This window comes from Amycolatopsis sp. PS_44_ISF1, from assembly GCF_032335455.1.
Classification (GTDB): Bacteria; Actinomycetota; Actinomycetes; order Mycobacteriales; family Pseudonocardiaceae; genus Amycolatopsis.
In genome coordinates this window covers 2662749-2676883 of sequence record NZ_JANUXO010000002.1, presented here as the reverse complement: position 1 = coordinate 2676883, position 14135 = coordinate 2662749, and the positions used below count along the sequence as shown (strand labels likewise).

At 73.8% G+C, this 14135-nt stretch carries 12 protein-coding genes; 10 read left to right on the top strand and 2 right to left on the bottom strand.

Annotation, left to right across the window (positions count from 1 at the left end; genetic code table 11):
* Positions 1-19: 19 nt before the first annotated feature.
* The 7 genes from NYF13_RS26130 (at position 20) to NYF13_RS26100 (ending at position 8914) form a co-directional block, all read left to right on the top strand.
* Complete coding sequence (locus tag NYF13_RS26130) at positions 20-1306, top strand: adenosylmethionine--8-amino-7-oxononanoate transaminase (RefSeq protein ID WP_315660280.1); 1287 nt, start codon at positions 20-22, stop codon at positions 1304-1306.
* Positions 1307-1523: 217 nt separating this feature from the next.
* The gene (locus NYF13_RS26125; RefSeq protein ID WP_315660279.1) at positions 1524-3779 is read left to right on the top strand and encodes a SulP family inorganic anion transporter; all 2256 of its coding nucleotides are present in this window, start codon (positions 1524-1526) and stop codon (positions 3777-3779) included.
* 193 nt (positions 3780-3972) lie between these two features.
* Entirely contained in the window at positions 3973-6159 is a 2187-nt protein-coding gene (locus NYF13_RS26120; protein WP_315660278.1) for a bifunctional SulP family inorganic anion transporter/carbonic anhydrase, read from the top strand.
* A 60-nt stretch (positions 6160-6219) separates the two neighbouring features.
* Complete coding sequence (gene bioD / locus NYF13_RS26115) at positions 6220-6939, top strand: dethiobiotin synthase (protein ID WP_315660441.1); 720 nt, start codon at positions 6220-6222, stop codon at positions 6937-6939.
* A 75-nt stretch (positions 6940-7014) separates the two neighbouring features.
* Positions 7015-8040, top strand: coding sequence for a biotin synthase BioB (bioB, locus tag NYF13_RS26110; protein WP_315660277.1), 1026 nt, complete (start codon positions 7015-7017; stop codon positions 8038-8040).
* On the top strand, positions 8027-8233 hold the full coding sequence (locus NYF13_RS26105; protein WP_315660276.1) for a hypothetical protein: 207 nt from the start codon (positions 8027-8029) through the stop codon (positions 8231-8233). Before bioB ends, NYF13_RS26105 begins: the two co-directional genes overlap by 14 nt.
* Positions 8234-8308: 75 nt before the next feature.
* Entirely contained in the window at positions 8309-8914 is a 606-nt protein-coding gene (locus NYF13_RS26100) for a DUF2567 domain-containing protein (RefSeq protein ID WP_315660275.1), read from the top strand.
* 165 nt (positions 8915-9079) lie between these two features.
* Here NYF13_RS26100 and NYF13_RS26095 read toward each other — a convergent pair whose 3' ends face one another.
* The gene (locus NYF13_RS26095) at positions 9080-9796 is read right to left on the bottom strand and encodes an LON peptidase substrate-binding domain-containing protein (protein ID WP_315660274.1); all 717 of its coding nucleotides are present in this window, start codon (positions 9794-9796) and stop codon (positions 9080-9082) included.
* Positions 9797-9835: 39 nt separating this feature from the next.
* On the bottom strand, positions 9836-10471 hold the full coding sequence (locus NYF13_RS26090) for an NUDIX domain-containing protein (protein ID WP_315660440.1): 636 nt from the start codon (positions 10469-10471) through the stop codon (positions 9836-9838).
* A gap of 124 nt (positions 10472-10595) precedes the next feature.
* Here NYF13_RS26090 and nadA point away from each other — a divergent pair, with 124 nt between their 5' ends.
* The 3 genes from nadA to nadC are packed head-to-tail and all read left to right on the top strand — an operon-like array spanning position 10596 to position 14133.
* Entirely contained in the window at positions 10596-11606 is a 1011-nt protein-coding gene (gene nadA / locus NYF13_RS26085) for a quinolinate synthase NadA (protein WP_315660273.1), read from the top strand.
* Positions 11603-13246 (top strand): L-aspartate oxidase, encoded by a 1644-nt coding sequence (locus NYF13_RS26080; protein ID WP_315660272.1) that lies wholly within the window; start codon positions 11603-11605, stop codon positions 13244-13246. The genes nadA and NYF13_RS26080 overlap by 4 nt, the downstream gene beginning before the upstream one ends.
* Positions 13243-14133, top strand: coding sequence for a carboxylating nicotinate-nucleotide diphosphorylase (nadC, locus tag NYF13_RS26075; RefSeq protein WP_315660271.1), 891 nt, complete (start codon positions 13243-13245; stop codon positions 14131-14133). Before NYF13_RS26080 ends, nadC begins: the two co-directional genes overlap by 4 nt.
* The last annotated feature ends 2 nt before the right edge of the window (positions 14134-14135 follow it).

Below are 14135 nucleotides of genomic sequence, written 5' to 3'. Positions count from 1 at the left end.
GGCGTCGTAGGGTCGGCGGGTGGAGAACCGCGCCGCCGAACTGCTGGCCCTTGACGCCGCCCACGTCTGGCACCCGTACGCGCCGATGCCCGGGCGGGTGGCGCCGCTGCTGGTCGCCGAGGCGAGCGGGGTGCGGCTGAAGCTGGCCGACGGCCGGGAGCTGGTCGACGGCATGTCGTCCTGGTGGGCGGCGATCCACGGGTACCGGCACCCGGTGCTCGACGCCGCGCTGATCGGGCAGGCCGGGCGGATGAGCCACGTGATGTTCGGCGGGCTCACCCACGAGCCCGCGATCACCCTGGCCGGCACGCTGGTCGACCTCACGCCCGAGGGCCTGGAGCACGTGTTCCTGTGCGACTCCGGCTCGGTCTCGATCGAGGTCGCGGTGAAGATGTGCCTGCAGTACCAGCGTTCCCTCGGGCGGCCGGCCAAACGGCGGCTGCTGACCTGGCGCGGCGGCTACCACGGCGACACGTTCACGCCGATGAGCGTGTGCGACCCGGACGGTGGGATGCACTCGCTCTGGCGCGGGGTGCTGCCGGAGCAGGTGTTCGTGCCCGAGCCGCCCGCGGGTTTCGCCGCGCCGCCGCGGCAGTCCTATGTGGACCAGCTCGACGCGGCCCTGGAGGCCCACGCCGGGGAGTTGGCCGCGGTGGTCGTGGAGCCCGTGGTGCAGGGTGCCGGCGGGATGCGCTTCCACCACCCCGGATACCTGCGCGCGCTGCGGGAGCTCACGCGCCGGCACGACGTGCTGCTGGTGTTCGACGAGATCGCCACCGGTTTCGGCCGCACGGGCCGGATGTTCGCCGCGGAGCACGCCGGGGTGACTCCCGACGTGCTGTGCCTGGGCAAGGCGCTGACCGGCGGGTACCTGACGATGGCCGCGGCCCTGTGCACGCCCGAGGTCGCGGGCGCCATCGCGCAGGGCGAGCTGCCGGTGCTCGCGCACGGGCCGACGTTCATGGGCAACCCGCTGGCCTCCGCCGTCGCGAACGCCTCGCTCGGGCTGCTGGCCGACGGGACCTGGGCCGCCGACGTCGCCCGCATCGAGACCGGCCTGCGGACCGGCCTGGAGCCGGCGCGGGAGCTGCCGGGCGTGCGTGACGTCCGGGTGCTCGGCGCGATCGGGGTGCTGCAACTGGATCACGAAGTGGACCTGAGCGTCGCGACGGAGGTGGTGACGGCCCACGGCGCGTGGCTGCGCCCGTTCCGCGACCTGATCTACACCATGCCGCCGTACGTGACCGGGGACGACGACCTGGCCGTGATCACCACCGCGATGCTCGCCGCGGCCGGGAAGGCCTGAATTCACCCCAAGGCGTGGGCTCGGGCCGGCCGTCACCCTCCGTTGTGGAATGACGAAGGGAAAACCGGGTTCTGCCACGCCATCGGGGTGTTCCTCCTGGTCGCGATCGAGCATTTCGGCCACGAATATCCGTTTTCTCCGGTTGACGCCTTGGTGTGCGAATCCGAAGGTCGCTCGCGTAGCGGACTTCTGGCCGGTTTTCCGCTTTCCTACCGGCATGATCGAGATCGTTCGCGGAGAGCACGACACCGGACCCCCGCCCCGGACCGCCCGTACCGCGCGGAACCTCCTGCGCCACGACCTGCCGGCCTCACTGGTCGTCTTCCTCGTCGCCGTGCCGCTCTCCCTCGGCATCGCGCTCGCCGCCGGCGCTCCGCTGCTCGCGGGACTGGTCTCCGCCGTCGTCGGCGGGCTGGTCGCGAGCCTGCTCGGCGGGTCCGCGCTGCAGGTCAGCGGTCCCTCGGCCGCGTTGACCGTGGTGCTCGCCGACACCATCGCCAGCCACGGCTGGGCCGTCACCTGCGGCATCACCGTCGGCGCCGGGCTGCTCCAGATCCTGTTCGGGCTCACCCGCGTGGCCCGCGCCGCGCTGGCCATCTCACCCGCCGTCGTGCACGGGCTGCTCGCGGGCATCGGCGTGACCATCGTGCTCGGCCAGCTGCACGTGGTGCTCGGCGGCCGGGCGCAGGGCTCCGCGGTGGCCAACCTGCTCGCGCTGCCCGGGCAGTTCGCCGGCCACCACGACCAGGCCGTGCTGATCGGCCTGCTCACCATCGCCGTCCTCGTGGCCTGGCCGAAGCTGCCCGCCGCGGTGCGGAAGGTGCCCGGCCCGCTCGCCGCGATCACCGTGGCCACCGGGCTCTCGGTGGCCACCGGTATGACGCTGCCGCGGATCGAGCTGCCGGGCGCGCTGCCTCCGCTGGGCCTGGTGCCGCGGCTGCCCTCGGGCGGCTGGGCGGGCGTGGGCGTCGCGGTGGTCACCATCGCGCTGATCGCCAGCCTGGAAAGCCTGATCTCGGCCGTTTCCGTGGACAAACTGCGGGGCGGCGAGCGCAGCGACCTCGACCGCGAGCTGATCGGCCAGGGCGCGGCGAACCTCGCCTCGGGCGCGCTCGGCGGGCTGCCGGTGACCGGGGTGATCGTGCGCAGCACGACCAACTACGAGGCGGGCGCCCGGACCCGCGCTTCGGCCATCCTGCACTGCTGCTGGATCCTCGCGTTCGGCCTCCTGCTCACCGGGGTGCTGGCCCGCGTCCCGCTCGCGGCGCTGGCGGGCCTGCTCGTCCACGTCGGGGCGAAGCTGGTGAACGGGGCGGCGCTCCGGGAAATCCGGCGCCACGGCGACCTCGCGGTGTACGCGGTGACGGTGGCCGGTGCGGTCGCGGTGAACCTGCTGACCGGGGTGGCCGCCGGGGTGCTGCTCGCGCTCGCGCTCATGCTGCGGCGGATGGTCTACTCCGGCTTCCACGTCGAGACCGGGGACGGCCGGGCGCGGGTGGTGATCGAGGGCGCGCTGACCTTCCTGTCCGTGCCCCGCCTGACCCAGGTGCTCGGCCGGGTACCGCCGCGCGCCGAGGTCACCCTCGAACTGCAGGTGGACTACCTCGACCACGCGGCGTTCGTCTGCCTCGGCGACTGGCGGCAGGCCCACGTCCGGGCGGGTGGGCAGGTGACCGTGGACGAGATCGGGCACCCGTGGTTCCAGCGCGGCGGCTCGGCGGAGCCCACGGTGCGGCGCAGCGCCGCCGCCCGGGTGGTGCCGCGGTGGCTCGCGCCGTGGTCGCAGTGGCAGGCCGGGACCGCCGTGGTGCCCAGGCCGCGGACCGGGTCCCCGCTGGGCCGCGGGACGTCGGAGTTCCAGCGCCGCACGGCCCCGCTGCTGCGGGACACGCTCAGCGGGCTGGCGCACGGCCAGCAACCGCACACGTTGTTCCTCACCTGCGGCGACGCGCGGATCGTGCCGAACCTGATCACCACCTCCGGACCGGGGGACCTGTTCACCGTCCGCAACATCGGCAACCTGGTGCCCGCGGTGTCGGACTCCTCCGAACCCGCCGATTCCTCCGTCGGTGCGGCCATCGAGTACGCGGTGGGCGTGCTGAAGGTGCCGGAGATCGTGGTGTGCGGGCACTCCTCGTGCGGCGCGATGAAGGCGCTGCTCGGGCGGGCGCCCGAAGGGCTGGACCGGCTGGGTAGCTGGCTGCGCCACGGCGAACCGTCGCTGCACCGCCGCACGACCGGGTCCCCGCTGCTGCTCGACGGCCGCCGCCCGGCCGCCGAGGCCGACCAGCTCGCGTTGCACAACATCGTGCAGCAGCTCGAGCACCTGCGCCGGTACCCGGTGGCCGCCGCGGCGCTGGATCGCGGCGAGCTGACGCTCACGGGCATGTACTTCGACGTCGGTGCGGCCCAGGTGTCGCTGCTGGACCGGGCCGGGCGCGACTTCGTGCCGACGGGCGCCTTCACGCCCTGACGGGTCTCGTGAGTGGCCGGGAACCGGCCCGGCCGCTCACGAGACACTTGAACGACGTCTGTCACGGTAGGTGAGAGGCTTTTCCCATCCCTTGGTTGATCGCGCAACCTGATAGTGGGCCATGCAATACGAATTCACTCCATCGAGTTAGACATAGCGGACATTTCACACGGGGGTCGGTTTCCTGATCGGCATGAGACCTCTTGCCGTGCTGCGTCACGACGTACCCGCCTCACTGGTGGTGTTCCTGGTCGCTGTCCCGCTCTCCCTGGGCATCGCGCTGGCCTCCGGGGCCCCCATCGTCGCGGGGCTGATCGCCGCGGTCGTCGGGGGTGTGGTCGCGGGCGCCCTGGGCGGGTCCGCCCTGCAGGTCAGCGGGCCCGCCGCCGGCCTGACCGTGATCATGGCCGAGACCATCGACACCTTCGGCTGGCGGGTGACCTGCCTGATCACGGTGGCCGCCGGCGCGCTGCAGGTGCTGCTCGGGCTCAGCCGGATCGCGCGCGCCGCGCTGGCCATCTCGCCCGCGATCGTGCACGGCATGCTGGCCGGCATCGGCGTGACGATCGTGCTGGGCCAGCTGCACGTCATCCTCGGGGGCAAGGCGCAGAGCTCGGCGATCGAGAACGTCGCCGAGCTGCCCGCGCAGATCGTCGCCCACCACGACGCCGCGGCCGTGATCGGCCTGTTCACCATCGCCGTCCTGCTGCTCTGGCCGCGACTCCCGGCCGCGGTGCGGAAGGTGCCGGGGCCGCTGGCCGCCATCGCGCTGGCCACCGTCGTCTCCGTGGTCGCCGGGATGACGCTGCCGCGCGTGGAACTGCCCGGCGACCTGCTCCGGATCCGCTTCGCGCCCGAGCTGCCCGGAGGCGGCTGGGCGGACGTCGCCGTCGCCGCCGTGACGATCGCGCTGATCGCGAGCGTGGAGAGCCTGCTGTCCGCGGTCGCCGTGGACAAGCTGCACACCGGCCCCCGCGCCAACCTCGACCGTGAGCTGGTCGGCCAGGGCGCGGCCAACCTGGTCTCCGGCGCGCTCGGCGGACTGCCGGTGACCGGCGTGATCGTGCGCAGCTCGACCAACGTCGCCGCCGGGGCCCAGACCCGCGCGTCCGCCGTGCTGCACGGGGTGTGGGTGCTGCTGTTCGTGGTGGCGCTCGCCGGGCTGATCCAGAACATCCCGCTGGCCGCGCTGGCCGGGCTGCTGGTGCACGTCGGGGCCAAGCTGGTCAACCCCGGGCACCTCAGGCAGGTGCTCCGCCACGGCGACCTGGTGCTGTACCTGGTCACGCTGGCCGGGGTGGTGGTGTTCGACCTGCTCACCGGCGTGGTCGCCGGGATCGTGCTGGCCCTGCTGCTGATGCTGCGCCGCACCGTGTGGTCGGGCATCCGCGCCGAGCGCGAGGGGGAGCACTGGCGCGTGGTGGTGGAGGGCGTGCTCACCTTCCTGTCCGTGCCGCGGCTGAGCAAGGTGCTCGGCAGCGTCCCGGAGGGGACGACGGTGACCCTCGAGCTGATCGTGGACTACCTCGACCACGCCTCGTTCGAAAGCCTGGTCAGCTGGCAGCAGGCGCACGAACGGGCCGGGGGCACGGTGGTGGTGGACGAGGTCGGCCACCCGTGGCTGGCCAAGGGCCGGGCGGGGAGCCCGACGCTGCGGCGCACCGGAGCGGCCGGCTCGGTGCCGCGGTGGCTCGCGCCGTGGTCGGACTGGCAGGCGGCCGACGTCCACGGGTCCGGCCCGTGCGCGCACCCGACGCGCCGCGGAACCACGGAGTTCCAGCGCCGGGCCGCGCCGCTGCTGCGGGAGACGCTCAGCGGACTCGCCGACGGCCAGCGCCCGCACACCATGTTCATCACCTGCGGCGACTCCCGGATCGTGCCGAACCTGATCACCACCAGCGGCCCGGGCGACCTGTTCACCATCCGCAACATCGGGAACCTGGTGCCGCCCGCGCAGGCCGACCCGTCGATGAACGCCGCGGTGGAGTTCGCCGTGGGGGTGCTCGGCGTGCGCGAGATCGTGGTCTGCGGCCACTCCGCCTGCGGGGCGATGGGGGCGCTGGCCGAAGGCCCGCCGCCGGGCACGGCGCTGGAGACCTGGCTCGGCCACGCCGGGCCGAGCAAGACCCGCCGGGGCCCGGTCACGCTGGACGGCGAGCGGCCGGCCCGCGAGCCGGACCGCCTCGCCCTGCACAACGTGCTCCAGCAGCTCGACCACCTGCGCCAGTACCCGATGGTCGCCGAGGCCGAGCACAGCGGCGCCCTCGTGCTCACCGGGCTGTACTTCGACGTCGGCGCGGCGCAGGTCTGGCTGGCCGGAGCGGAGGACGGGGCGTTCTTCGCCGCGGGCACCCCGGCCGTGGCCCGGTCCGCGAACTGACGGTTCGGCCGGGCCGTGGTGGGCCCGCGGCGGGGGCGACTAAGTTGGTGGCCCGTGACCATGCTGGTGATAACGGGGACCGGGACCGGTGTCGGGAAGACGATCACCACGGCGGCGATCGCGGCCCTGGCCCTGGGGCAGCGACAGCGGGTGGCCGTGCTCAAACCGGCCCAGACCGGGGTGGACCCGGGCGAGCCGGGTGACCTCGCCGAGGTCGAGCGCCTGGCCGGGCCCGGTGTGACCACCCGTGAGCTGCGGCGCTACCCGGATCCGCTCTCCCCGGAGGCGGCCGCGCGCCGCAGCGGGCAGCCGGTGCTCGGGCCGGCCGAGATCGCGTCCGCGGCCGGCGAGCTGAACGCCGGGCACGAACTGACGCTGGTCGAGGGCGCGGGCGGGCTGCTCGTCCGGTTCGGCCCGGACGGCAGCGGCCTCGCCGACGTCGCGTGGGCGCTCGGCGCGCCGCTGGTCGTCGTCGCCGAGGCCGGGCTCGGCACGCTCAACGCGACGGCGCTGACGGCCGAGGTGGCCACGCGGCGCGGCCTGAACGTGGCCGGGGTGGTGATCGGGTCCTGGCCGGCGGTGCCGGACCTGGCCGCCGTGGAGAACCTGCGCGACCTGCCGGAAGCGGCCGGCGCCCCGCTGCTGGGGGTGCTGCCCGGCGGGCTGGGCGAGGCGGACCGCGATACCTTCGCCGAGCGGGCCCGCCACGGGCTCTCGCCGTGGTTCGGCGGCGAGTTCGACCCCGAGACCTTCGCGGGGAGCGTGTCCGCGCAGAAGTGACGGTTGTCGCAGCCCGGCCCCTGGGCGCTCGGGCACGATGACGGGTGAGAAGACCACCACGGACGAGGAGAAGTCGTGACCGCTGCCCCCGGGAAGACCGAAATCGGTGACGTGCTCGCCGTCGCCCGCGAACAGGTCCTCGACCGGGGCGTGGGGCTGTCGGAGCAGCAGGTGCTGGCCGTGCTGCGGCTGCCCGACGAGCGGCTGACCGACGCGCTGCAACTGGCCCACGAGGTCCGCGTGCGCTGGTGCGGGCCGGAGGTGGAGGTCGAAGGCATCATCAGCCTGAAGACCGGCGGCTGCCCCGAGGACTGCCACTTCTGCTCGCAGTCCGGCCGCTTCCCCTCGCCGGTGCGCTCGGCCTGGCTGGACGTGCCCGGACTGGTCAAGGCCGCGCGCCAGACCCGGGAGACGGGCGCGACCGAGTTCTGCATCGTGGCCGCCGTGCGCGGACCGGACCGGCGGCTGCTCTCGCAGGTGCGCGAGGGCGTGCGCGCGATCCGCGAGGACGGCAACGACATCCAGATCGCCTGCTCGCTCGGCATGCTCACCCAGGAGCAGGTCGACGAGCTGGTCGAGATGGGCGTGCACCGCTACAACCACAACCTCGAGACGGCGCGCTCGCACTTCCCCGACGTGGTCACCACGCACTCCTGGGAGGAGCGCTGGGACACCCTGCGGATGGTCGCCGAGGCCGGTATGGAGGTCTGCTGCGGCGGCATCATCGGCATGGGGGAGACGATCGAGCAGCGGGCCGAGTTCGCGGTGCAGCTGGCCGAGCTGAACCCGCACGAGGTGCCGATGAACTTCCTCATCCCGCAGCCGGGCACGCCGTACGAGCACTACGAGGTCGTCGAGGGCAAGGAAGCGCTGCGCACCGTCGCGGCGTTCCGGCTCGCCCTGCCGCGCACGATGCTGCGCTTCGCCGGCGGCCGGGAGCTGACGCTGGGCGACCTGGGCGCGGAGCAGGGCATGCTCGGCGGGGTCAACGCGATCATCGTCGGCAACTACCTGACCAACCTCGGCCGTCCGGCCGCCGCCGACCTGAAGATGCTCGACGAGCTGAAGATGCCGGTGAAGGCGCTCAGTGACAGCCTCTGAGCCCCCCGGCTACTGCGTCCACTGTGGACAGGCGTCGGAGGCGGGCCGGGACCACGCGGCCTGCCGCAACCCGCGCACCGAGCTGGAGCCGCCGCGCTACTGCGGGCCCTGCGCGCGGCGGCTGGTGGTGCAGGTGACCCCGGTCGGCTGGACCGCGCGGTGCAGCCGGCACGGCGAGACCGCGAACGCCTGAACCTGACCGCGGGTGACCCTCCGGGCCGCCACCGGTTACGCTCGGTCCGCACAAGCTCAGGGGAGGGAGTCCGGGGTGGTCGATTCCGCGGGGAAGGCCGCACACCGTTCGTCCGGCGTGGCCGAGGCCTGGTCGGTGCCGATGCTCTTCCCGCCGCACCGGCTGCGGTCCAAGGTCGTGGTGAAGGCGGATCTGCTGCCCGCGGTGAGCGTGCTCTCGACCGCCGGGCTGCTGGGTATCCCCCTGGGCTGGCTGTGGTCGCTGCTGGCCCCGGCCGAGCGCGTGCGCGTGGTGACCGCCGACGGCCAGCTCGCCCCGCTGGAGCTGGAGAGCTGGCACCGCTTCGACGACCTGGCCGTGTACGGCTTCCTCGCGCTCGCCACCGGGCTGCTGATCGGCATCGTGGTGTGGCTGCTGCGGGAGCGCCGCGGCCCGGTGATCCTCGTGGCCGCGGCGGGCGGGGCGGCGCTGGCCGCCTGGCTGGGCACGCAGCTCGGGTCGGCGTTCGTGAACTCGAAGTACGCCGTGGACAGTGCCCCGGCGCTGGGCGCGGTGGTGCTCCAGGCACCCCGGATCGAGTCCGCCTGGGTGGTGCTGGCCGCGCCGCTGATGACCTCGCTGGTGTACGCCCTGCTCACGGCCTGGAACGGCCGGGAAGACCTCGGCCGCCGGCTCGGCTGAGCCGGGCTCGGGAAGCCGGGGGAACCGCCCCGGTCCGTACGGGGTTTCGCCCTGAGGCGTGTCCTCGAAGCTGGCGCATTGCGGGGCCGGGTGATCGCCGAGGCGCCCGGTGAAACCGAGACACGATCGACCCGGCCACGCTGCCCCTGGCGCTGAAGGACACGCCTAGTTCAGGTTGGCCGGCTTGGTGTAGTCGGCCAGCTCGGTGGGCGGCAGCGGTACGGCGCTCAGCGTGGAGAGGAACCCGGCCTCGCGGGTGAGCAGACGGCAGACGATCCGCAGGCGGCGCAGCGGATTGGTCTCCTCTAGCAGGAGCTGGCGGTCCTCGATCGGCAGCAGGCAGTCCGCGGCCAGGCGGTAGGCCAGCTCGGTGATCTCGACGTCGTCCTCGGGGGCGTGCCAGTCTTCAGCGTGCCAGGCGGCTTCGCAGTAGCGCTCATGGGCCGCGCGGGCGACTTCGGCCAGCCGGGCGGCGGGGTCGGTCGCCGCGGCCGGGGTCAGCTCGTCGGGCAGCCACTCGACCTCGCCGATCAGGTAGGGCGCCGCCGTGTGGTCGATCGCCCGCAGCCGGAAGCGCCGGCTGGCCTTGGTGACCACGTCGTAGCGGCCGTCGGGCAGGCGCTTGGCCTCGCGCAGCACCGTGCCGCAACCGACGTCGTACACGTGGTCCAAACCGGTCACCTCACGCACCAGGGGGGCGCGGAGCGCGACGACGCCGAACTCACGGCCGGGCACCCCGCCGCTGACCAGATCCGCGATGAGCTGCCGGTAGCGCGGCTCGAAGATGTGCAGCGGCAGGTGGGTGCCGGGAAGCAGCACGGTCTGCAACGGGAACAACGGCAGGGTCGCCGTCCCGCTGGGGGTCTGCTCCGGCTCGGTCACGCGTCCACCGTACGGGTACCCGGGCCCGCTCGCAGTCCGTCACCGCTCGGGGGGCGGCTTGAGCACGGCGAACGGATCGGTGACCTGCATCCCTTTGCCCGCGAAGGAGAATTGCGCGGCGGGACGGCCCCCGGCCCGGCCGGGGGCCGTCGTGTTGCCGGTCGGCACGAGCAGACCGCGGCGGGAGAGCACGCGCTGCAGGTTCGTCGCGGAGACCTGGTAGCCCAGCGCCGCGGAGTACAGCCCGCGCAGTTCGGAGACGGTGAACTCCTCCGGCGCCAGCGCGAAACCGAGGTTGGTGTAGCTCAGTTTCGAGCGCAGCCGGTCCCGCGCGCGCAACACGATCGCCTCGTGGTCGAACGCGGTTCGCGGCAGGTGGTCCACGTCGTGCCATTCGGTGTCCTCGGGTACTTCGGGGTCGACGCCGGCGGGAACCAGGCCGAGGAACGCCGTCGCCACCACCCGCGGGCCCGGCACGCGGTCCGGTGCACTGAACACCGAAAGCTGCTCCACGTGCTTGAGCCGGCGCACGTCGACCTTCTCCGCGAGCTGGCGCCGGACCGAGGTCTCCACGTCCTCGTCGGGGCGCAGCCGCCCGCCCGGCAGGGACCAGCGGCCCAGGTGCGGATCGAGCGCCCGGCGCCACAGCAGCACCCGCAGTGTGTCCGAGCGCACTTGGAGGACCGCGCCCAGAACCTCGTGGGCCAGGGGGGTCTGGGTGTTAATATGGCTTCGCACGGTTTTCGATTGTAAGGCGAAAACCAGCCACCGGTCCAGCGGGTCCATAGGAGGGCCAGACATGACTATCACGGTCGGAGCAGACCTCACGCCCTACGGCGGGATCGAGGCCAACGCCGAATGGGCCGACGAAGTGCGCGCCCTGGCCCGCGAGCGCGACGCGGTGCTGCTGGCGCACAACTACCAGGTCCCGGAGATCCAGGACATCGCCGACTTCACCGGCGACTCCCTGGCGCTCAGCCGGATCGCGGCGAGCAGCGACGCCTCCACCATCGTGTTCTGCGGCGTGCACTTCATGGCCGAAACGGCGAAGATCCTGGCCCCGGGCAAGACGGTGCTGATCCCCGACGCGCGGGCCGGCTGCTCGCTCGCCGACTCCATCACCGGCGCCGAGCTGCGGGCGTGGAAGGCCGAGCACCCGGGCGCGGTGGTGGTCTCCTACGTGAACACCACGGCCGAGGTGAAAGCCGAGACCGACATCTGCTGCACCTCCTCCAACGCGGTCGACGTGGTCGCCTCCATCCCCGCTGAGCAGGAGGTCCTCTTCCTGCCGGACCAGTTCCTCGGCGCGCACGTCAAGCGGGTGACCGGCCGGGAGAACCTGCGCGTCTGGGCCGGGGAGTGCCACGTGCACGCCGGGATCAACGGCGCCGAGCTGGCCGCGCGGGCCGAGGAGAACCCCGACGCCGACCTGTTCATCCACCCCGAGTGCGGCTGCGCGACTTCGGCGCTCTACCTGGCCGGGGCCGGCGCGGTGGCCCCGGAGCGGGTGAAGATCCTCTCCACCGGCGACATGGTGCACGCGGCGCGCGACACCGAGGCGAAGTCGGTGCTGGTGGCCACCGAGATCGGCATGATCCACCAGCTGCGCAAGGCCGCGCCGGAGATCGACTTCCGCGCGGTGAACGACCGGGCCTCGTGCCGGTACATGAAGATGATCACCCCCGCGGCCCTGCTGCGGAGCCTGCGCGAGGGGGCGGACGAGGTGCACGTCGACCTCGAAACGGCGGCGAGGGCCCGCGCTTCGGTGCAGCGGATGATCGAGATCGGGCAGCCGGGCGGCGGCGAATGAGCACCCCGGTTAATGCCTGGGAAGCGAAAACTCCGGCCTGGGAGGCCCGCGCCGACCTGGTCGTGGTCGGCAGCGGGGTGGCCGGGCTGACGGCCGCGTTGCGGGCCCAGGAACTCGGGCTGCACGTGCTCGTGCTCACCAAGGCCGCGGTCGCGGACGGCAACACGCGCTGGGCGCAGGGCGGCGTCGCGGTGGTCCTGGAGGGCGAGCACGACCGGGGCGACTCGGTCGCCAAGCACGCCGAGGACACCTTCACCGCGGGCGCCGGCCTCTGCGACGAGCAGGCTGCGCGCTCGATCCTCGACGGCGGACCGGCCGCGGTCGAGCGGCTTCGCCGGGGCGGCGCGACCTTCGACGCCGGGCCCGAGGGTCTGGCGCGCACCCGTGAAGGCGGCCACAGCGCGTTTCGCGTGATCCACGCGGGCGGGGACGCCACCGGCGCGGAGGTCGAGCGCTCGCTCGTAGCCCAGGCGGGCACGCGGCGGGTGCCGGTGCTGGAGCACCACATCGCAGTGGACGCGCTGCGCACCCCGTCGGGCGCGGTGGCCGGGGTGACGGTGCTGGACCGCGACGGCGTGTCCGGGGTGGTCCGGGCGTCCGCGGTGCTGCTGGCCAGCGGCGGGTCCGGCCAGCTGTACCAGGCCACGTCCAACCCGGAGATCGCCACCGGCGACGGGCTGGCGCTCGCGCTGCGGGCCGGCGCGACCGTGGCCGACGTCGAGTTCGTGCAGTTCCACCCGACGGTGCTCTACACGCCGGGGGCCCGCGGCCGCTGCCCGCTGGTGACCGAGGCCGTCCGCGGTGAGGGCGCGACCCTCGCCGACGGCGCGGGCGCGCCGGTGATGCACGGCGTGCACCCGCTGGGCGACCTGGCCCCGCGCGACGTCGTCTCGGCGGCGATCACCCGGCGGATGGGGCTCGCGCCGGGCGGGGTCGACGACCACGTCTTCCTCGACGCCACCGGCGTCCCCGGCTTCGCCGGCCGCTTCCCGACCGTGTTCGCCGCGTGCGCCGAGCTGGGCATCGACCCGGCGCGGGACGCCATCCCGGTGACCCCCGCGGCGCACTTCGCGTGCGGCGGGATCGTGACCACGGTGGACGGGCGGTCCGGCGTGCGCGGGCTGTACGCCGCCGGCGAGGTGGCCCGCACCGGGCTGCACGGGGCGAACCGGCTGGCGTCCAACAGCCTGCTCGAAGGGCTGGTCGTCGGGCACCGGGCGGCCCAGGCCGTGGCCGAGGACCTGGCCGCCGGCCTGCTGCCCGACCCGGCCCACGGCCGGTGGCCGGACCGCGTGGCGGCACCGACGGCCGAGCGGGACGTGCTGCAGCGGGTGATGAGCCGGTACGCGGCCATCGGCCGCGACGCCGACGGGCTGGCCGCGGCCGGCTCGGCGCTCGACCTGTCCACTCAGGACTGTCCGCTGTGGACTCACGCCGCGGTCGAGGACGCCGCGCTCACCGTGGTGGCGCAGGCCCTGCTCACCGCGGCGGCCCGGCGCACCGAATCACGCGGCTGCCACGTGCGAAGTGATTTCCCCGAACGGGACGAGCGGGGCCGCCGGCGCAGCCAGCTGCTCCGGCTCGGCCGGTCCGGCCAGCCGGTGCTGGCCGAGAAGATCCCCCTGGAAGGTGTGGCATGAACGAGATCTCTGCGGCCGTGGAACGCGGGCTGGTCGAAGCCGGGCTGGAGCCGGCCGACGTCCGCCGCGTGGTCACCACGGCGCTGGGCGAGGACCTGCGGTACGGGCCGGACGCCACCACGGCGGCCACGGTGCCGGCCGAGGCGCGGGCGCTGGCCGAGCTGACCCCGCGGGTTCCGGGGGTGGTCGCCGGGATCCCCGTGGTGCTGGCGGTGTTCGACGCGGTGCTGGGGGCGGACTACGAGGTGGTCGCCCGGCGCGCCGATGGTGAGAGGCTGGCGCCGGGCGAGCCCGCGCTGGTCGTGCGCGGGCCGGTGCGCGGGCTGCTCACCGCGGAGCGCACGGCGCTGAACCTGCTGTGCCACCTCTCCGGTGTGGCCACCGCGACCGCGGCCTGGGTGTCCGAAGTGGACGGAACCGGTGCGGCCATCCGCGACTCCCGCAAGACGATGCCGGGGATGCGACTGCTGGAGAAGTACGCGGTCCGCTGCGGCGGCGGGGTCAACCACCGGTTCGGCCTCGGCGACGCGGTGCTGATCAAGGACAACCACGTGGTCGCGGCCGGTTCGGTGACCGCCGCGCTGGCCGCGGCCCGCGAGCACGCGCCGGAACTGGCGTGCGAGGTCGAGGTCGACGACCTGGCCCAGCTGGACGAGGCGCTGGCCGCGCACGCGGACGAGGTGCTGCTGGACAACTTCAGCCCGCAGGAGTGCGCGGAGGCGGTGCAACGCCGTGACCGGGTTTCGCCGAAGACGCGGCTGGAATCCTCTGGCGGGCTGACCCTCGACCGTGGTAGGGCCTACGCCGAGTCCGGTGTGGACTACCTCTCGGTGGGCGGGCTGACCCACTCCTCACCCGCGCTGGACCTCGGGATGGACCTGCGCTGACG